An 18,824-nucleotide genomic window follows, 5' to 3' on the forward strand; every position below is an offset into this window, starting at 1 on the left:
CGGGAGGCGTGGAACGATGACGGCGTGACGACGCTGCTGCTGGCCTCCGCCTCCCCCGCCCGCCTCGCGACCCTGCGCGCCGCCGGCCTGGACCCGGCGGTGCTGGTCTCCTCCGTCGACGAACCGGCCGTCGTCGAGCGGTACGGCGTCACCGACGCCGAGGACGTCTGCCTCGTGCTGGCCAAGGCCAAGGCCGAGGACGTCGCGGGCGACGACGAGCGCCCCGAGGACGCGCTGATCCTGGGGTGCGACTCGGTGCTCGCCTTCGACGGCGAGGTCCTGGGCAAGCCGGCCGACGCGGCCGAGGCGACGGCGCGCTGGAGGGCCATGCGGGGGCGCTCGGGCGTCCTGCACACCGGGCACTGGCTCATCGACGACCGCGAGGACTCCTCGGGGGCCACCATCGGCGGCGTCGCGAGCGTGACGGTCCACTTCGCCGACGTCACCGACGCCGAGATCGACGCCTACGTCGCCACCGGTGAACCGCTGAAGGTGGCGGGGGCCTTCACGATCGACGGGCTCGGCGGCGCGTTCGTCAAGGGCGTCGAGGGCGACCACCACGCGGTCGTGGGGGTGTCGCTGCCGCTGCTGCGCGACCTGGTCCGCGAGGCGGGCGTCGCCTGGACCGACCTGTGGGCGGCGCGGGGCTAGACGGCGCGGGTAGTCTCAGCCATCGCCCCCGCCCCCCGAACTCCCGGAGATGCCGCATGACCTCCCCCGATCCGACCGCTGTCACGGGTCCGGTGACGAAGGTCCTCGTGGCCAACCGCGGCGAGATCGCGGTGCGCGTGGTGCGCGCCGCCCGGGACGCGGGGCTCACGTCCGTCGCGGTGTACTCCGAGGGCGACCGGGACGCGCTGCACGTGCGCAGCGCCGACGAGGCGTACGCCCTGGGCGGCAGGACCGCCAAGGAGTCCTACCTGGACGGCGCGAAGATCGTCGAGGTGGCCCTGCGGGCCGGCGCCGACGCCGTCCACCCGGGGTACGGGTTCCTCTCCGAGAACGCCGCGTTCGCGCAGGCCGTCATGGACGCGGGGCTGACGTGGATCGGCCCGCCGCCGGCGGCCATCGAGGCCCTCGGCGACAAGGTCTCGGCCCGCCACCTGGCCGCCCGCGCGGGCGCCCCGCTGGTCGCGGGGACCCCCGACCCGGTCGCGGGCCCGGAGGAGGTGCTGGCCTTCGCCGACGAGCACGGCCTGCCCATCGCCATCAAGGCCGCGTTCGGCGGGGGTGGGCGCGGGCTGAAGGTCGCCCGCACCCGTGAGGACGTCCCGGAGCTGTTCGCCTCCGCGGTGCGCGAGGCCGAGGCCGCGTTCGGGCGCGGGGAGTGCTTCGTGGAGCGCTACCTCGACCGGCCGCGGCACGTGGAGACGCAGGTGCTGGCCGACGCCCACGGCGGAGCGGTCGTGGTCTCCACGCGCGACTGCTCGCTGCAGCGTCGCCACCAGAAGCTCGTCGAGGAGGCGCCGGCGCCGTTCCTGACCCCCGAGCAGGACGCCGAGCTGCGCCGCGCGTCGCTGGCGATCGTCCGCGAGGCCGGGTACGTGGGCGCCGGGACGGTGGAGTTCCTCGTCGCCGCCGACGGGACGCTGGCGTTCCTGGAGGTGAACACCCGCCTGCAGGTGGAGCACCCCGTCACCGAGGAGATCAGCGGGATCGACCTCGTCGTCGAGCAGTTCCGCATCGCCCGCGGTGAGCACCTGGGCTACTCCGAGGTCGTCACCCGCGGCCACTCCATCGAGTTCCGCATCAACGGCGAGGACCCGAGCGCGAACTTCCTGCCCCGGCCGGGCAAGCTCACGCGGTTCTCGCTGCCGTCCGGGCCCGGCGTGCGCGTCGACACCGGGATCGACCCGCGGGCGGCGGCCGTCAACGGCGGGGTGGAGATCTCCCAGGACTTCGACTCGCTGCTGGCGAAGCTGGTCGTCACCGGCGCCACGCGCGAGCAGGCGCTGGCCCGCGCGGCCCGGGCCCTGGGCGAGTTCGTCGTCGAGGGTGTCCCGACGGTCATCCCGTTCCACCGCACGGTCGTCGCGGACCCGGCGTTCGCCGCGAAGGACGCCGAGGGTTTCACGGTGCACACCCGGTGGATCGAGTCGCCGGAGTTCGACGCCTCCAAGATGCCGGGGTCGGGGGCCCTGGAGGCGGCCGGAGACGCTGCGGCGCACCGGGAGACGATCGTCGTGGAGGTCGCCGGGAAGCGCCTGGAGGTGTCCATCCCGGTCGAGCAGCTCAACGCGCAGCTCTCCCGCGCCGGGCACGAGATCTCCCGCGCGGGGGTCGCGACGGGGGCGGCGGTGGCCCGCGCGTACCGGTCGGCGACGCACCGCGGCGGCCGGAAGGGCAAGGCCGGGGGCGGGTCGGCGAAGAACCCGAACGCCCTCGTGACGCCCATGCAGGGCACGATCGTGAAGATCGACGTCGCCGACGGGGACACGGTGGCCGTGGGCGACCTCGTGGCGGTCCTGGAGGCCATGAAGATGGAGCAGCCGCTGCTGGCGCACCGTGCGGGCACGATCTCCGGGCTGACCGCGAAACCCGGCGACACGACCACGACGGGCGCCGTGCTCTGCGAGATCGTCGACGCCTGAGCGGCCGGGCCCGTCACCGGGCCCGGCCCCGGGCTCACTGCGGTTCGACGGCGCCGCTCGTCTGGTTCCCGCACCCGACGGTGCGGGCGTTCTGCACGCGCGGGTCCTCGGCGCTCAGGCCCTCGGCGACCACGGTGGTCTCGCCGTTGGTGGCGCGGCGGCCGAAGTCGTCGAGCTGCACGGCGGTGCGGGTGACGCGGTAGGTGCCGTCGCCGGTGTCGACTGCGTTCAGCCCGGCCAGCGACAGGTCCTCCTCGTCGCCGCCGGCGACGCACCCGACGCCGGTGCCGTAGCCGGTGAAGCCGAGGTCGAAGACGTACTGCTCCCCCTGCGCGTTCAGCGTGGGTGTCAGCGCGCAGTCGACGACGGCGTAGAGGGCGACCGAGCGGCCGGTGTTCAGCAGGACGACCGCCGGGCCGGCGGGCTGCAGCTTCTGGCCGAGGGCGGTGGCGGCCTGCGGGGCTGCGCCGGTGAAGGTCGTGGAGAACGTGGCGCCGGTGGCGGTGGTGATCCCCAGGGTGCGTTCGGGGCCGCCGCTGAGCCAGACGGTGTCGGCCTCGCCGTCGAGGTCGACGTCGCCGGTGGTGGCGGTGCCCGCGCCGGCGGGGGCGGTGGCCGAGTTCGGCGCGCAGCCGTTGCCGCCCCCGGCGCCGACGCCGTCGGGGACGCCGTCGGCCGCGGTGGAGGGGCTGGCCGAGGAGGTCGCGCTCACGGGGCTGCTCGCGGCGCTGGACGTCTCGGCGCCGGTGGTGCCGTCCTGGCCGCCGCAGGCGGTGAGGACGGCCGACAGCGCCAGCAGCGACGCGGCGGGCAGGGCGAGGGCGCGCGTGGTGATCACCCCAGGCACCTTGGCACTGCACGCGCCGTGAGGCGAACCGGACGCGCGGTGACGCTTGCGCCGGGCGGCTCTCGTCCGGGTGGCCCATCGGTGACCGTCGGCCGGGCGCCGATGAACGGTGTGCAGACGCACGTCACCGCCTGGAGGAGAAGTCGTGAGCAGGAACGTCGACCGCGTGGGTACCCGGCTGGGCGCGGCACTGGTGCTGGCGCTGTCGTTCGCGGCGGTGGGAGCCCCCGCCCAGGCCGGCCAGTCCGGGTCCGGCGCCGGTGAGGTGCTGGAGGTGGAGGTCCGTCCCGCGATCGCCACCCCCAGCGGGGTGGTGACGGTGGCCGCGGAGTACGACGCCTCGGCCGCGCAGCCCGGCGACGGCGCGCACGACGAGGACGGCGAGGACGAGGACGCGGGCGACGACGCCACCGCGACGCCCTCCCCCACCGCCTCGTCCCCCACCGCCTCGCCCACCGCCTCGCCCACCGCGTCCCCCACCGCGTCCCCCACCGCCTCGCCCGCGACCCCGCTGGCCCGCCCCACCAGCGACCCGGGCGCCACCGGGCGCCCCGCCCCCGGGCGCCCCGCCACCGGCCTGGAGGTCGTCGTGGACTACGGCGACGGCACCGCCCCCACCCCGATGCGGGTGGTCGGCGGCTCCCGCCAGGTGAAGGCGTTCGGCAAGCACGCCTACGGGAAGGCGGGCACCTACACGGTCATCGTCACCGCGACCCCCGCCGGGGGCAGCCCCGTCACCGTGCCCGTCGAGGTCACGGTCGGCGCCGGCAGCGCCCGGCTGTCCGGCTCGGACCGCTTCGAGACCGCCAACCGCCTGGCGCGGGAGGACTTCCCCACCGACGGCGAGGCCGACGCCGTGGTGCTGGCCCGCTCCGACGGGTTCGCCGACGCGCTCGCCGCGGCTCCGGCGGCGGTGGTGCGCGACGCTCCGGTGCTGCTGACCTCCACGGCGGAGCTGCCCGACAGCGTCCGCGCCGAGATCACCCGGACCCTCGGGGAGGACGGGACGGTGTACGTCCTGGGCGGGGACACCGCCATCGCCCCCTCGGTCGCGCAGGAGCTGACCGGGGCCGGCTACGAGGTGGTCCGCATCGCGGGGCAGGACCGGATCGAGACCGCGCTGCTGCTGGGCCGGTCCCTGCTGGACGCCGGCGTCGCGGTCGACGAGGTGCTGCTCACCACCAGCGGCAACTTCCCCGACGCCCTGTCCGGGGCCGCCTTCGCCGCCGGGGCGCGGGTGCCGGTGCTGCTGACCCCCACCGACGCCCTCGACCCGCGGGTCCTGGCGTTCCTGCGGGAGCTGGGCGACGTGCGGGTCCACGTCGCCGGGTCGGCGAGCGCGGTCGGCGAGGCGGTCGTGACGCAGCTGCGGGCCGCCGGGTTCGCGGTGGACCGCATCGCGGGCCCGGACCGCTACGCGACGTCCGCGCAGCTCGCGTCGACGCTGTTCCCCACCGCCTCGACCGTGGTGCTGGCGACGGGCAAGAACTTCCCCGACGCCCTCGCCGGGGCCCCCACCGCGGGGCGGCGCGGAGCGCCGGTGCTGCTGGTGGGCTCGGAGCTGTCCCCGCAGGCCCGCGCGTACCTGCAGGCCGGGAAGGGCCGGATCCAGGCGGTGTACGTCCTGGGCGGCGAGGGCGCGGTCCCGACCGCCGTCCGGGACGAGGTCGACACCCTCCTGGGCCTCTGACCGCAGGTCAGGAGGTGGCGACGGTGACGTCGCCCCCGGTCGTGGTCAGGTCCAGCCGGGGGGCGGCGTCCCCGTCGGCGACGGGCACGTCGACGTCGCGGTCGCCGAGCAGGGAGCGGCCGGTGACGCGGTAGGCGGTGCCGTCGTCGGGGACCCTCACCGCGACGTCGCCGGCGGTGGTGGAGGCGGTCACCGCCGCGAACCGGCCCTCGAACGTGAGGTCACCGGCCTCCGAGCGCACCTCGACGCGGGTGCCGGCGGGCACGGTGACCGTCCACTCGCCGTGGCACGGCGACGGCCAGCCCACCCCGGCGCAGGAGCTGGCGAACACCAGGCGGCCGCCCTCCTCCCGGAACCCCCAGGCGGGGCGGTGCCAGCCGCGGGTCACCGTCCCCACGGCCTCGGCGCGCGCCGCGTCGTCGGCGGTGCGCACGGTGACGTCGCCGGTGGCGGACTCCACGACGAGGACGCCCTGGGCCGGCAGGTCGGCGCGGGCCTGCTCGCGGACCTCCTCGGAGGTCAGCTGACCGAGCGTGGAGACGGTGCCGCCGACGAGGAGCAGGCCGGTCAGGACGCCGACGGCCGCCTTCGCGGCGCTCACCGCGACGCCCCGTCGAGGTGGCGCAGGACGGCCAGGACGCGGCGGTGGTCGTCGCCGTCGGCCGGCAGGTCGAGCTTCGCGAAGATGTTGGACACGTGCTTCTCCACCGCTTTCTCCGTCACCACGAGTCCCGCGGCGATGGCCTTGTTGGACCGGCCCTGGGCCATGTGCCGCAGGACCTCCGTCTCCCGGGGGGTGAGGCGGGCCAGGGGGTCGTCGCGGCGGGCGCGGGCCAGCAGCTGCCCGACGACCTCGGGGTCGACGGCGGTGCCGCCGGCGGCGACGCGGCGCAGGTCGTCGACGAACTGCCCGACGTCGGAGACCCGGTCCTTCAGCAGGTAGCCCACGCCGCGGGAGCTGGAGGACAGCAGGTCCCCGGCGTACTTCTCCTCCACGTACTGCGAGAGCACCATCACCGCGGTGCCGGGGTGCTCGGAGCGGATGACGACGGCGGCGCGGATGCCCTCGTCGGTGAACGTGGGCGGCATCCGCACGTCGACGAGCGCGAGGTCGGGGGCGAGGCGGGCGACGGCCCCCAGCAGCGCGGGGCCGGTGTCGACGGCGGCGACGACGTCGACGTCCTCGGCGGCCAGCAGGCTGGTCAGGCCCTCGCGCAGCAGCACGGAGTCCTCCGCGAGCACCACCCGCAGGCGGGGTGCACCGGTCTCAGCGGCCACGGGTCACCTCCGGGAAGCCGGGCAGCCCCACGCTGACGTCGGTGGGCCCGCCGGGGGGCGAGTCGACCTGCAGCCACCCGTCGACGGCGCCGAGCCGGTCGGCCAGGCCGGTCAGCCCGGACCCGGTGGGGCGGGCGCCGCCGACGCCGTCGTCGCTGACGCGGGCCCGCAGCTCGGCCCCGTCGCGCCAGACCTGCACGCGGGCGGCGGTGGCGCGGGCGTGCTTGGCGACGTTGGTGAGGGCTTCGGAGACGCAGTAGTAGGCGATGGTCTCGGCGGCGGGGTGGGGCCGGGTCCCCAGCCGCACCTCGACGGTGACCGGCAGCGGTGAGGACGCGGCGAGCCCGGACAGGGCGGCGTCGAGGCCGCGGTCGGTGAGGACGGGCGGGACGATGCCGCGGGCGACCGAGCGCATGTCGGTGATGGCCTCGCGGGCGTTGCCGTGGGCGGCGGTGAGGAAGCCGCTGACGTCGGCCCCCGGGTCGCGCTCGAGGGCGCGCCGGGCCATGCCGAGCTGGAGGGCGACGGCGACCAGCCGCTGCTGGGGGCCGTCGTGCAGGTCCCGTTCGATGCGCCGGCGTTCGGCCTCGACGGAGTCGAGGGTGCGCTCGCGGCTGCTGGTGAGGGTCTCGACGCGGCGGCGCAGGGCGTCCTCGGCCTGGTGCGGGGGCCGCAGCAGCGCGCGGCCGGCGGCGACCTCGACGGAGGTGAGGGCGGGGGCCAGGAGGAACCCGCCGACGGCGACCAGGACGCCGCCGGCGACGACGACGGCGTCGGGGGCGCCGACCGTGCCGGGGATGCCGAAGGGCCAGTGCACCCGGTCGACGAGGAACGGGGCGACGACGGCCGCGGCGCCGGTGGTGACGAGGACGAGCGCGACGGTCCCCAGGGTGGCGCCGACGGTGCTGACGACGCCGAGCTGGGCGGTGGTGCGCCACATCACGGGGTCCAGCGGCAGCCGCAGCCACGGCAGGCGCCGGGGTGCGGGCGGTTCGACGTGGACGGCGTGCAGGACGCGGTACCGGGCGCGTTCGAGGGCGGCGGCGGCGCGGGCCAGCACCCGGCCCAGCAGCAGGACGGGGTAGCCGGCGCCGGCCACCGGGGTGAGCAGGGCGCCCACGACGACGAGGATCGCGGTGGCGAGGTAGGGGCCGAGCAGGAGCAGGCTGGTGACGCCGTGGCACAGGGCCCACCAGCACCGTCCGACCCGGTTGCGGATCTTCACGTCTCGACCCTAGGGATCCGCTCACCCCGCCGACACGGGGTGCTCCCCCGCCTCGGGGGTGGGGTTCCCCCCACCCCACTTCGTGATGCCATTGTTACCGTCACGCACAGCGACGTCTCGTGTACGCCCGGTACCTCATCCACCCCCGCCGCTGCCTCACGGTGAGTAACTGGTTCCGGTGCGTGGCAACGTTTCCTCATCGCGCTCGGAATTCGGTGAATCGAAACCAGCTGCTCACGCAGCGTTGAGCTCGATGCACGATTCCACTACTGCCTGCCTTTCCGTGTGAACGCTATGTTGCGTCGAAACCCGCGGCCGGACGTCCCGAGGAGAGTCGGAGTGGAACACCACCGCCTGCGGGACGGGTCCAGCACGGTGGCCTCCGAGGACCTCCTCGACCCCCCGGGCGTCCCCGTCCCCCGGACCGCCCTCGTGCCCCCCCGCGAGCCCCCCGCCGGACGCCGGCCCCCGCGTCACCGGCGCGTCCACGTCCGGGTCCACGCCCACCCCGACCCCCGGGCCCACGCCCAGCCCGACGTCCGGGCCGAACGCGTCGGCGAACCCGCCCACGTCCGCCGCCGCGCCCTCGGCGCCCGCGCCTGGACCCCCGTCCTGTCGATCGCCGAGACCCTCCTGGGGATCGGCACCGCCCTGCTGCTGCACGCCCCCACCGCCGTCGTCCTCGGCACCGCCCTCGCCGTCGTCGGCCACCTGCCCCGCTGGCGGCACCCCGTCCGCCTCACCCTCTCCGCCTTCGACGACACCCCGCGCCTGGTCGTCGGTCTCACCAGCGCCCTCGGCGTCGTCGTCATCGCCCGCGGCGACCTGCACGTCGGGGAGGAGGGCGCCCTGCGCACCGGCGCGGCCGTCCTGGCCGTCGCCGCCACCCAGCTCGCGCTGCGCACCGTCTGCTACGCCGCCGTCCGCCGCCACCGCCGCCGGCGCGGGAACGGCCTGGCGACCCTCGTCATCGGCGGCGGCACCGTCGGCGCCCGCTTCTCCCGCACCCTGCTGGAGAACCCGCACTACGGCCTGCAGCCCGTCGGGACCGTCGACGACCGCGCGCCGTTCCTCGACACCCCGCCGACCCCCTGGCTCGGCCCCGTCGAGGACGTCACCCGCCTCGTGCACCGCCACGACGTCCGCGTCCTCGTCATCGCCTACGGGCTGCGCGAGGACGAGCACCTCGTCAACCTGCTGCGCGACCCCGGGCTGGAGGACACCGAGATCTACTGGCTGCCGCGGCTGTGGGAGCTGCACACCGCGCGCGCCGACGGCGACCTCGTCAACGCCCTGCCGCTGGAACGGTTCCGCCGGCCCAGCCGCGACCGCACCGGCCGCCGCGTCAAACGGGTCGTCGACGTCGTCCTGTCCGGCACCGCGCTGCTCCTGCTGTCCCCCGTCATGCTCGTCTGCGGGCTGCTCGCGCGCCGGGAGACCGGCGACGGCGCGATCTTCCGGCAGGTCCGCATCGGCGTCGACGGGCGCCCGGTCACCGTCATGAAGTTCCGCAGCCTCTCGGTGGCCCCCACCGAGTCGGACACGACGTGGAACATCGCCGGCGACCTGCGCGTCGGGCCCGTCGGGAAGTTCCTGCGCCGATCCTCCCTCGACGAGCTGCCGCAGCTGCTCAACGTGCTGCGCGGGCAGATGAGCCTCGTCGGCCCGCGCCCCGAGCGGCCCGTCTTCGTCGAGCAGTTCGCCGCCCAGTACCCCCGGTACTGGCACCGGCACCGGGTCCCGTGCGGCCTCACCGGCTGGGCGCAGGTGAACGGCCTGCGCGGCAACACCTCCATCGAGCTGCGCGCCGACTACGACAACTACTACATCGAGAACTTCTCGCTGTGGTTCGACCTGAAGATCCTGCTGGCGACCGTCTCCCAGGTCCTGCGGGGTTCCGGTGGCTGACACCCCGGCCGCGGGCCTGCCCGCGCCGCGACGCCCCGTCACCGGACGGGCCCGCCACCGCGGCCGCCGGGTCGTGCCGTGGACCCGGCGGCTCGCCCGGCTCGAGGTGCTGCCGCTGCACCTGCTCGTCGTCGCCGTCTGCGTCCCCGACACCAGCACCAGCGGTCAGGTCGCCCTGGCCCACGTGACCGCCGCGGACGTCGCGGCCTGCCTCGTCATCGCCGTCGCCGGGCTGCGGCTGCTGCGCCACGACGGCCCCGCCGTCCTGCGCTCGCGCGCCCTGCTGCCCCCGCTGGCCGTCCTCCTGGCCGTCTCGCTGTCGGCGCTGCTGGCCACCGACCAGCAGCTGGCCGCGGCCGGGTGGGTGCGCCGGGTCGAGGTCGACGTGCTCCTGCCCGTCGCGGCGTTCGTGCTGTGCCGCACCGTCCGGGCCATCGCCGGGGTGCTGGCGACCCTCGTCGCCGTCGCGGCGTTCGAGGGGGTCTACGGCGTCGTGCAGTACGCCACCGGGACCGGCGCCGGGTACGGCGAGGAGGCCATCCGGGCCATCGGCACCTTCGGCGCCGGCAACCAGCTCGCCATGGGCGACCTCGTCGCCGACGCCGGGCTGGTGTGCCTGGCCGGTGCCCTGGCCCTGCCCGTGCGGCGGCACCGGGTCCTGGCCGCCGTCGCCGCCGCCGGGTTCGTCCTGCCGCTGCTGCTCAGCCTGTCCCGCGGGGCCCTGCTGTCCGGGGTCGTCGCCGCCGCCCTCGTCCTGGGCCGGGCCGGCTGGCGCGCCCTGGTCGGGACCGCGCTGGCCGGTGCCGCCGTCGCCGCGGTCGTCCTGGTCGCCGTGCCCTCCCAGGGCGCCGTCGTCGTCGAGCGCGTCGACTCCCTCGTGAGCACCGCCGGCTCCCCCGACCAGTCCGTCTCGGACCGGTACGGGCTGTGGGACGCCGCCCTGCGGATGTGGTCCCAGGACCCCCTCACCGGCATCGGGGTCAAGAACTTCTCCGAGCACCGCGACTCCGAGCTGGGCATCGGCACCTCCTCCGGCGCCGACGCCGCCACCGGGTCCACGTACGAGCGCGTGCAGCTGCTGTCCCCGCACGAGCAGTACCTGCTGGTGCTGTCCGAGCAGGGGGTCCTCGGCCTCCTCGCCTACGTGAGCCTCGTCGTGGTCGCCGTCGTCGGCCCGCTGCGCCGCGAGCGGGGCCGCCGCGGGACGCCGACGGTCGTGGCGCTGGCGCTGTTCGGCGTCGGCGCCCAGTTCGCCGTCGCCTGCTTCTGGGGCGACCTGTCCGGGCCGACGGCCCCGCTGCAGGGCGTCGTGCTCGGCCTCGCGCTGCGCGCCGCGGCGACGCCCCGGCCCCGCCCCGACGGCGCCGGGGACCCCGGGGAACCCGGGGACGACGACCGGCTGCGGGTCCTGCACGTCTGCCAGCCCGTCGACGCCGGGGTCGCCCGGTTCGTCGCCCGCACCGCCGAGCTGCAGCGCCAGGCCGGCCTCGACGTCGTCGTGGCCTGCCCGGCGTCCGGCTGGCTGCCCGAACGGCTCGACGCCCTCGGCGTCCCCCGCACGCCCTGGGACGCCGTGCGCTCCCCCGTGCGGGGGGTCCTGCCCGAGGCCGTCCGGCTGCACCGCGCCGTGCGCGCCACCGACCCCGACGTCGTGCACCTGCACAGCGCCAAGGCGGGCCTGGTGGGCCGCCTCGTCGTGCACGGGTCCCGCCCGACCGTCTTCCAGCCGCACGCCTGGCCCTTCGAGGCCGCCCGCGGGCCGGTGGCGTCCGCGATCCGCTGCTGGGAGGCGCTCGCGCTGCACCTGACCGACTGCCTCCTGCTGGTCAGCCGCGCCGAGCTCGACCGCGCCCGCGCCGTCCGGCTGCCCCTGGACACCACCGCCCGCCGCCTGGTCCGCAACGGCCTCGACCTGCGCGAGCACGGCGTCGACGACCCCGCCGCCGCCCGCACCGCCCTCGGTCTGCCCGACGCCCCGCACGTCGTGTGCGTGGGACGGCTCGCGCAGCAGAAGGGCCAGGACCGGCTGCTGCGGGCCTGGCCGCTGGTGCGGGCCGCCGTCCCCGACGCCCGGCTCGTCCTCGTCGGGGACGGGCCCGACGAGGAGGCGCTGCGGCGGCAGGCCGACGGGCTGCCCGGCGTCGAGCTCGCCGGCCCCACCAGCACCCCCCGCACCTGGTACGCCGCGGCCGACGTCGTCGTGGTCCCCAGCCGCTACGAGGGGTTCGCGTTCGTGCCGCTGGAGGCCATGGCCGCCCGCCGCAGCCTCGTCGTGCACGACCACCCCGCCCTGCGCGAGGCGCTGCCCGCCGGTGCGGGCGCCGTCGTGGACGCCGACGACCCCGAGCGGCTCGCCGCGGCCCTGGTCCACCGGCTGCGCTCGGCCGCGGTCCGCGACCAGGAGGGCGCGGTGGGCCGCGCCCACGTCGTCACCGACCGCGACGACCGGACGCTGCCCGCGCAGGTCCTCGACGTCTACACCGCAGCAGGAGCGGCCCGGTGAACGCCCCCTTCGTCCTCATGTACCACTCGGTCTCCTCCCGCCACCCCGACCCGCACGGCCTGTGCGTCCCGCCCGCGACGCTGGCGCGGCAGCTCGACGCCCTGCGGGGCCGGGGCCTGCGGGGCGTGGGGGTGGGTGAGCTGATGGCCGCCCACCGGGCCGGGGACTCCCGCGGGCTCGTCGGGCTCACCTTCGACGACGGGTACGCCGACTTCGTCGAGGCCGCCGACGTCCTGGCCGAGCGCGGGTTCGGCGCGACCGTCTACGTCGTCGCGGGCCGGTTCGGCGGCGTCAACGACTGGGACGGGCAGCGGTGGCCGCTGCTGTCGGCGGCCGGGGTCCGCGAGGTCGACTCCCGCGGGTTCGAGATCGGCAGCCACACCCTGACCCACCCCCACCTGCCGCAGTGCGACCCGGTCACCCTGCGCGCCGAGGTCCACGACTCCCGGAAGATCCTCGAGGACCTGCTCGGCCACGAGGTCCACGGCTTCGCCCACCCCTTCGGCGACGAGGACCCCGCCGTCGTGCGGGCCGTCGCCGAGGCCGGGTACCGCGAGGCCGTGCGCGCCGACACCGCCCCCGCCTCCACCGCCGAGCACCCCGAGCTGACCCTGCCCCGCAGCTACGCCGGCCCCGGGGACGGGCCGGTGCGGCTGGCCGCCAAGCGGCTGCGGCACCGCATCGCCGGCCGGGGGCGCGCGTGAGGCCCCGCCTGAAGGTCCTGCACGTCATCACCGGCCTGGCCGCCGGGGGCGCGGAGTCGCAGCTGCTGCGCGTCGTGCGCGCCAGCCGCCACGACTGCGCCGTGGTCTCCATGTACAACCCCGGCGTCGTCGCCGAGCAGCTGCGCACCGAGGGGTTCACCGTCCACGACCTCGCCGTGCCCGGCAGCAGCGACCCCCGGGCCCTGCGGCGGCTGCTGGCGGTCCTGCGCACCGAGCGGCCCGACGTCCTGCACACCCACCTGTACCGCGCGGGCCTGTTCGGCCGGCTCGCCGGGCGCCTGGCGCGCACCCCCGTCGTGGTGAGCACCGAGCACTCCCTGTCCGACCCCGACCGGCTGGAGGGCCGCGCCGCGACCCCCGCCGTGCGGGAGATGCTGCGCCGGTCCTCGCGCTGGGCGCACGCCACCGTCGCGGTCTCCGAGCAGGTCCGCGACAACCTCGCGGCCTGGGGGGTGCTGGACCGGCCCGGCCACCGCGTCCGGCTCGTGCGCAACGGGGTCGACACCGACGAGCTGAGGTTCGACGTCCACGCCCGGCAGGCCGTGCGCGACCACCTCGGCGTCGGCCCCGACGTCCGGCTGGCCGGGGCGGTGAGCCGCCTGCACCCCGACAAGCGCGTCGACGCGGCCCTCGACGGCCTGGCCCCGCGGCTGGGCCCGCACCTGCGGTTCGTCGTGGTCGGCGACGGCGCCGAGCGCGGCCGGCTGCAGCGCCGCGCCGCGCAGCTCGGCATCGGCCCCTACGTGCACTTCACCGGTGAGGTCCGCGACGTCGCCCCCTGGCTGTCGGCGCTGGACGTCCTGGTCAGCGCCTCGGCGTCGGAGACGTTCGGCCTCGGCGTCCTGGAGGCGCTCGCCAGCGGGCTGCCCGTCGTCTACGTGCACGCCCCCGTCCTGGACGAGCTGCCCGCCCCGCCCGCGAGCGCCGTCCGCGCCGGGCCGTCCCCCGCCCAGCTGGCCGCGGCCGTCCAGCGGGTGCTCGCGGCGCCGGTGCCCCCGGCGGAACGCACGGCACCGGACCTCGTGGCCCGCTTCGACGTCCGGTCCACCGCCGCCGCCCTGGACGACCTGTACGACGAGATCCACCGCGAGACCCACCCGCGGACCCGACCGCACACCCGATCGCAGACCCGACGCGCGCCCCGGCAGGAGACCCCCGCATGAGCACCCCCACCCGATCCTCCGCCGCACCCGTCGTCGAGGGCCCCCGGCTCCGGCCCGACCGGCGCCGGCAGGCGGCGCTGCTGCTGCTCGCCGGGCTCGTGGCCGGGCTCCTGGGCGGCCTGGTCTACGGCCTCGCCACGACCGGGTCCCGGCACGCCAGCGCCTACCTCGTCGTCGCCCCCGCCGCCGACCCCGCCGCCGGGTCCACGACGGGCGACGCGAGCGGCGCCACGACGTACGCGAAGGCGTACGCGGAGGTCGCCGCGCAGCCCGACGTCCTGGACGCCGCGCTGGCCCCCTTCGCCACCGACGGCCGCACCGTCGACGACGTCGCCGCCGACGTGACGGTCGCGGCGTCCCAGGACGCCCCGCTGCTGACGGTGAGCGCCGCGGCGGACGACGCCGAGCGGGCGCGGCGGATCGCCGGGGCCGCCGCCGAGGCCGTCGTCGACTACCTGACCCCGACCGCCGCCAGCAGCGGGTACGCGGTGCGGGTCCTGACCCCGGCCGCGGCCGCCCGGTCCGCCGACGGGCTCAGCACGCCGCTGACGGTGCTGCTCGGCGGGGTCGTGGGGCTCGTGGGCGCGGGCGCGGTCCTCGTCCTGCGCCGGTGAGCGCCCACCGATGAGTGCGGGGACCCTCGCCGGGCCGCAGGCCCCCGCCCCGCCGGACCGCCGCGCGCGGGACGCGGCGCTGGTGGCGGCCGTCACGGTCGCCTCCTCGCTGCTGGGGCTGCTGCGGGACACCGCGATCGCGGGGCTGTTCGGCGCCTCGGCCGCCTCGGACGCCTTCTTCGTCGCGTGGACCGTCCCGGAGACCGTCACGCCGCTGCTGAACGAGTCCGGGCTGGCGCTGCTGCTGACCCCGCTGTTCGCGCGGGTGTGGGCGCGGGACGGTTCGCTGACCGCCGCGGTGCGCCGCACGCTGCTGCCGGTCGTCGTGGTGACCGGGGCCGCCGGGGCGCTGAGCGCGCTCGCGGCGCCGCTGCTGGTGCGGTTGCTGGCGCCGGGGCTGAGCGACCCGGGCCTGGCCGCGACGTGCTTCCGGCTGGCCAGCGTCACCGTCCTGGGGCTGGGCGTCGCCGGGTACCTGTCGTCGGCGCTGCGGGGGCGCGGGTCGTTCGTGCGCCCGGCCCTGACGTACGTCGCGTACAACGTCGGCATCCTGGGCTGCCTGCTGCTCGAACCGTGGCTGGGCGTGCGCGCGGCGGCCCTCGGGCTGGCCGTCGGCAGCCTGCTGATGGTGCTGGTGGTGGCGCCGGCGGTGCTGCGGTCGGCGTCGCTGAGCGAGCTGCGCTGGAGCCCGGGCGCCGGGCTGGCCCCGGTCCTGGCGGTGGCGCCGATCGTGGTCTACAGCCTCGGCCGGCAGGGGCAGGTGTTCGCCGAGCGCTGGTTCGGCAGCGACCTGGTCGGGGCCATCAGCGAGCTGAACTACGCCGCGAAGGTGTCGCAGATCCCCGTGACGATGGCCCTGGTCGTCAGCTCGGTGTCGATCGCCGCGGTGACGACCCACCTGGCGGCGCGGCGGTTCGACCCGGCGATCGGGCTGACGGTCGACGCGTTCCGCACCGGCGCCTGCCTCGTCGTGCCGTGCTGGGTGGCGCTGGAGGTGCTGGCCCCGCAGATCGTCGGGCTGCTGTTCCAGCGTGGCGCGTTCGACGCGGAGCTGGTGGGGTCGACGGCCACGGTGATGCGGTTCTTCGCCCTGGGCCTGCCGGGGCAGCTGCTCGTGGGCGCCTCGGCGCTGTTCCTGTGCGTCCACCCCCGCGGGGCGCGGGCCGCGGCGGGCGCGGCGGTGCTGTGCCTGGCGGTGACGGTCGGGGCCGACGCCCTGCTCGTGGGGCCGATGGGCGCCCCGGGGCTGGCGCTGGGCAACGCGGTCGGCATGACGGTCACGGGTGTCGTCATGGTGCTGCTGCTGGACGCGCACACCCGGCGCGCCTGCGGGGGCCGGGGGCTGCCGTGGGGGCGGCTGGCCGACGCGCCGCTGCGGTCGCTGCTGGCCGCCGCGGTCGCCGGCGCCGCGGCGTTCGGGGTGTCCCGGCTGGGCGGGTCGGCCGTGGTCGTGGTGCTGTCCGGGCTGGTGTTCGTCGCGGTCCACGTGGTCGTGGCGCACGCCGTGGGGCTGGCCGAGGTCCGCGCGCTGGTGGGGCACCCGGTGCTGCGCGGCGCGGCGCGGCCCGCGGCCGCCGCGGCCGTGCCGGACGCGGCGCCGCGACGGCGGGCCCGGTGGTCGCCCGCGGTGGTGCCGCTGGCCGTCGGGCTCGTCCTGGGTCTGGTGGTGACCGTCGCGGTGGCGCTGGCCCGCCCGGCCGAGCACCGGGCGACGGCGCTGGTCGTGGTGACGACCGGGGCCGGGGGCACCGCGGGGGCCGGGGACGCCACGGCCACCACGCAGGCCCTGACCCGGCTCGCTGCGTCGCTGGCGCAGCCGTACCGGGACGCCCCGCACGTCGCGCGGGTGCTCGTCGAGGGCGTGCCGTCGTCGCCGGTGGTGCAGATCACCGTCGACGGGTCGGACCCGGCCGCCGCGCGCGAGGTCGCCGACGCCGTGGCCGGTGACCTGGTGGAGGCGTCGGCGGGCACGTCGTGGTCGGTGGCCGAGCGCACCCCGGCGGCGGCGACCGCCGTGCCGCGCCCGCGCGTCGGGCCCGGCCTGCTCGTGGTCGGCGCCGGGACGGGGGTGCTGCTGGCGGTGGGGCTGGCGGGCGTCCTGGGCCGCTGGCCCGGGTCGGCCCCGCACCGGCCGTGGCCGGCGGGACCGGCGGGCACGGTGCCGCCCCGTCCGCGTCGTCGCGCCGCCCACCGGAGGACCCCGTGACCGCCGCGCCCCCGGTGACGTCCCTGGTGACGTCGGTCCTGCCGGCCGCCGACGTGCCGCAGGCGGAGTGGGACGGGCTGGCGCGCGCGGCGGGTGCGCTGTTCGCGACGCCCGCGTGGGTGCGTGCGGTGGACGCCGTGCTGGCGCCGGGGCGGGTGCTGGTGGCGACCGCCCGCCGGGGCGACCGGCTGGTGGGGGTGCTGCCCGTGGAGGTCCGCCGGGTCGCGGGGACCCCGGTGGTCCGCTTCGCCGGGACCGGTCCCAGCGACTACGGGACGGTGCCGGTGGCCGTCGGCGTCGCGGCGGGCGCGGTCGTGGCCGGGCTGCTCGACGCCCTGGAGCGGCACCTGGGCCGGGCGGTCGTCCTGGACCTGCAGCAGGTCAGCGACCTGGACGCCACCGGTGCCGCGGTGCGGGCGTGGGCGCGCTCGCGCGGGCGGGCGGTGCGGGTGGTGCGGCAGGCCGAGACGATCCGCCGCGAGCTGGGCCCCGCGGACGCGAAGGACTCCAAGAACCGGCGGGCCAAGGACCGCCGGACGCTGAGGCGGCTCGCCGGGCTCGGGGAGGTGGAGGTCTGCCCCGACCTGCTGCCCGACCCGCTGCCCGACCCGGCAGCCGTGGACGCGCTCGTGGCCGAGCTGGACGCGGTCGACGCGGCCCACCCGCACGCCGGGGACCGCAACCGGCCGTGGACGGGGACGCGGGGCCGGTTCCTCACCGAGTTCCTGCGCGCCGCGCCGCCGGGGGGCCGCTGGCTGACCGGGGTCCGCGTCGACGGCCGGCTCGTGGCGTACTCGGTGGAGCTGGTGGCCGGCTCGACGGTCGGCACGTACCTGTGCTCCTACCGCGCCGAGGTGGCCGAGGCGGCGGTGGGGACGATGCTGCTGCACGACGCGCGGCGGCGGGCGCACGCGCAGGGCGCCGTCGTGGTGGACATGCTGCGCGGGCTGGAGGGGTACAAGCACCTGATCGCCACCTCCACCCACGTGTCGCGGCGGGTGCTGGTGCTGCCGCACCGGGCGCTGCTGCCGCTGGCCCCGGTGCTGGCGTGGCGGCAGGAGCTGCGGCCGCTGGTGCGCCGCTGGCGCGCCCGGCGGGCCGCGCCCCGGCCTCAGGACCCGCCGACGAGCTCGCGGTAGCGGGCGGCGGCGCGGGGGTTCGCGCCGCCGCTGAACAACCGGCCGTCGCTGTGGTCGTAGACGACCTCGTTGTAGATCTCGTGGGCCACCCCGGTGGTGGTGTGGACGGAGTCCAGCCACGTCACGACCTCGTCGACGAACCCCGGGTTGTCCCCGCCGCCGCCCCACCCGGGCGAGGCGACGGCCCACTCGTCGACCGCGACGGGTTTGCCGTGCTCGCGCGCGAACCGGGCGATCTCGTCCAGGCCGCCGGGGGCGCTGCGGTACCAGGCCCACCGCTCGGCGTCGGTGGCCGGGGTGGGCCGCATGTCGTAGACGTCGAGGCCGACGACGTCGACGACGTCGTCCCCGGGGTAGACGTCGGCGAGGTCGACGGCGTGGGCGTCCACGGCGGCGGTGACGCAGAAGTCGACCCGCAGGCCGGGGGCGACCTCGCGCAGCGCGCCGACGCAGCGGCCGAACGCCGCCCGGAACACCTGCGGGTCCGGGACCGCCGACCACGGGTAGTTCACCGGCGAGTTCGCCTCCCAGCCGGGGCGCACCACGATCGACCCCATGCCGTGCGCGAGCAGCCCCTCGGCGAGCTGGGCCCAGTGGTCGACGTGGCGGCCGTCGGCGGCGTCGGCCAGGGAGGCCGTGACCGGGATCAGCGGCAGGCTCAGGACGAGCCGCCCGGCGTACGCGGACCCGGCGTAGGTGTCGAACAGGTACGCCGGGGTCCGCAGGTGGTCCCAGTCCCGGCCGTCGAGGTAGTCCCCCACGACGTCCAGCGGACGGCCGCGGGCGGCGGCGAACGCGTCGAGCGTCGCGGGGGTCTGCGGCCAGCCGACGTAGGCGCCGGAGCGGTACGGGGCCGGGGGCGGGGCGTCGGCGCTCAGCGCGCCGAGCGCCCCCAGCGTCGCGGTGGTGGCCAGGAAGTCCCGACGCCGCACCGT

The 18,824-nt window shown here is 77.2% G+C and carries 15 protein-coding genes; 10 read left to right on the forward strand and 5 right to left on the reverse strand.

The window, feature by feature from the left end:
* Window positions 1–24: 24 nt before the first annotated feature.
* Window positions 25–651: a Maf family protein gene (locus ACRYRX_RS00465; protein ID WP_432509808.1), complete on the forward strand. Its 627-nt coding sequence runs from the start codon at window positions 25–27 to the stop codon at window positions 649–651.
* Window positions 652–743: 92 nt separating this feature from the next.
* On the forward strand, window positions 744–2,591 hold the full coding sequence (locus ACRYRX_RS00470) for an acetyl/propionyl/methylcrotonyl-CoA carboxylase subunit alpha (protein WP_432509966.1): 1,848 nt from the start codon (window positions 744–746) through the stop codon (window positions 2,589–2,591).
* Between the two features lie 34 nt (window positions 2,592–2,625).
* On the opposite strand, the gene ACRYRX_RS00475 is transcribed toward ACRYRX_RS00470, so the two are convergent.
* The gene (locus tag ACRYRX_RS00475; protein ID WP_432509809.1) at window positions 2,626–3,429 is read right to left on the reverse strand and encodes a hypothetical protein; all 804 of its coding nucleotides are present in this window, start codon (window positions 3,427–3,429) and stop codon (window positions 2,626–2,628) included.
* 154 nt (window positions 3,430–3,583) lie between these two features.
* On the opposite strand from ACRYRX_RS00475, the gene ACRYRX_RS00480 reads away from it, so the two are divergent.
* Complete coding sequence (locus ACRYRX_RS00480) at window positions 3,584–5,128, forward strand: cell wall-binding repeat-containing protein (protein ID WP_432509810.1); 1,545 nt, start codon at window positions 3,584–3,586, stop codon at window positions 5,126–5,128.
* A 7-nt stretch (window positions 5,129–5,135) separates the two neighbouring features.
* Here ACRYRX_RS00480 and ACRYRX_RS00485 read toward each other — a convergent pair whose 3' ends face one another.
* From ACRYRX_RS00485 to ACRYRX_RS00495, 3 genes are read right to left on the reverse strand one after another with little or no spacing between them, the layout of a single operon-like run.
* Window positions 5,136–5,729 carry a DUF4097 family beta strand repeat-containing protein gene (locus ACRYRX_RS00485; protein WP_432509811.1) on the reverse strand — a complete coding sequence of 198 codons (594 nt, stop codon included), beginning with the start codon at window positions 5,727–5,729 and terminating at the stop codon, window positions 5,136–5,138.
* The gene (locus ACRYRX_RS00490) at window positions 5,726–6,379 is read right to left on the reverse strand and encodes a LuxR C-terminal-related transcriptional regulator (protein ID WP_432509967.1); all 654 of its coding nucleotides are present in this window, start codon (window positions 6,377–6,379) and stop codon (window positions 5,726–5,728) included. The genes ACRYRX_RS00485 and ACRYRX_RS00490 overlap by 4 nt, the downstream gene beginning before the upstream one ends.
* Before the next feature lie 16 nt (window positions 6,380–6,395).
* On the reverse strand, window positions 6,396–7,631 hold the full coding sequence (locus tag ACRYRX_RS00495; RefSeq protein WP_432509812.1) for a sensor histidine kinase: 1,236 nt from the start codon (window positions 7,629–7,631) through the stop codon (window positions 6,396–6,398).
* Between the two features lie 339 nt (window positions 7,632–7,970).
* Between ACRYRX_RS00495 and ACRYRX_RS00500 the strand changes: the two genes are divergently transcribed.
* The 7 genes from ACRYRX_RS00500 to ACRYRX_RS00530 are packed head-to-tail and all read left to right on the forward strand — an operon-like array spanning window position 7,971 to window position 17,889.
* Window positions 7,971–9,539: a sugar transferase gene (locus ACRYRX_RS00500; RefSeq protein WP_432509813.1), complete on the forward strand. Its 1,569-nt coding sequence runs from the start codon at window positions 7,971–7,973 to the stop codon at window positions 9,537–9,539.
* On the forward strand, window positions 9,532–12,042 hold the full coding sequence (locus tag ACRYRX_RS00505) for a glycosyltransferase (RefSeq protein WP_432509814.1): 2,511 nt from the start codon (window positions 9,532–9,534) through the stop codon (window positions 12,040–12,042). The genes ACRYRX_RS00500 and ACRYRX_RS00505 overlap by 8 nt, the downstream gene beginning before the upstream one ends.
* Entirely contained in the window at window positions 12,039–12,746 is a 708-nt protein-coding gene (locus ACRYRX_RS00510; protein WP_432509815.1) for a polysaccharide deacetylase family protein, read from the forward strand. Before ACRYRX_RS00505 ends, ACRYRX_RS00510 begins: the two co-directional genes overlap by 4 nt.
* Entirely contained in the window at window positions 12,743–13,930 is a 1,188-nt protein-coding gene (locus tag ACRYRX_RS00515) for a glycosyltransferase (RefSeq protein ID WP_432509816.1), read from the forward strand. Before ACRYRX_RS00510 ends, ACRYRX_RS00515 begins: the two co-directional genes overlap by 4 nt.
* Window positions 13,927–14,544 carry a hypothetical protein gene (locus tag ACRYRX_RS00520; protein ID WP_432509817.1) on the forward strand — a complete coding sequence of 206 codons (618 nt, stop codon included), beginning with the start codon at window positions 13,927–13,929 and terminating at the stop codon, window positions 14,542–14,544. The genes ACRYRX_RS00515 and ACRYRX_RS00520 overlap by 4 nt, the downstream gene beginning before the upstream one ends.
* 10 nt (window positions 14,545–14,554) lie before the next feature.
* Window positions 14,555–16,750 carry a lipid II flippase MurJ gene (locus tag ACRYRX_RS00525; protein WP_432509818.1) on the forward strand — a complete coding sequence of 732 codons (2,196 nt, stop codon included), beginning with the start codon at window positions 14,555–14,557 and terminating at the stop codon, window positions 16,748–16,750.
* Window positions 16,747–17,889, forward strand: a complete 1,143-nt coding sequence (locus tag ACRYRX_RS00530) for a GNAT family N-acetyltransferase (RefSeq protein WP_432509819.1) — start codon at window positions 16,747–16,749, stop codon at window positions 17,887–17,889. The genes ACRYRX_RS00525 and ACRYRX_RS00530 overlap by 4 nt, the downstream gene beginning before the upstream one ends.
* On the opposite strand, the gene ACRYRX_RS00535 is transcribed toward ACRYRX_RS00530, so the two are convergent.
* The gene (locus ACRYRX_RS00535; RefSeq protein WP_432509820.1) at window positions 17,862–18,821 is read right to left on the reverse strand and encodes a twin-arginine translocation signal domain-containing protein; all 960 of its coding nucleotides are present in this window, start codon (window positions 18,819–18,821) and stop codon (window positions 17,862–17,864) included. The genes ACRYRX_RS00530 and ACRYRX_RS00535 overlap by 28 nt on opposite strands.
* Between the last annotated feature and the right edge of the window lie 3 nt (window positions 18,822–18,824).

This window comes from Kineococcus lubricus, assembly GCF_050871965.1.
Lineage (GTDB): Bacteria > Actinomycetota > Actinomycetes > Actinomycetales > Kineococcaceae > Kineococcus.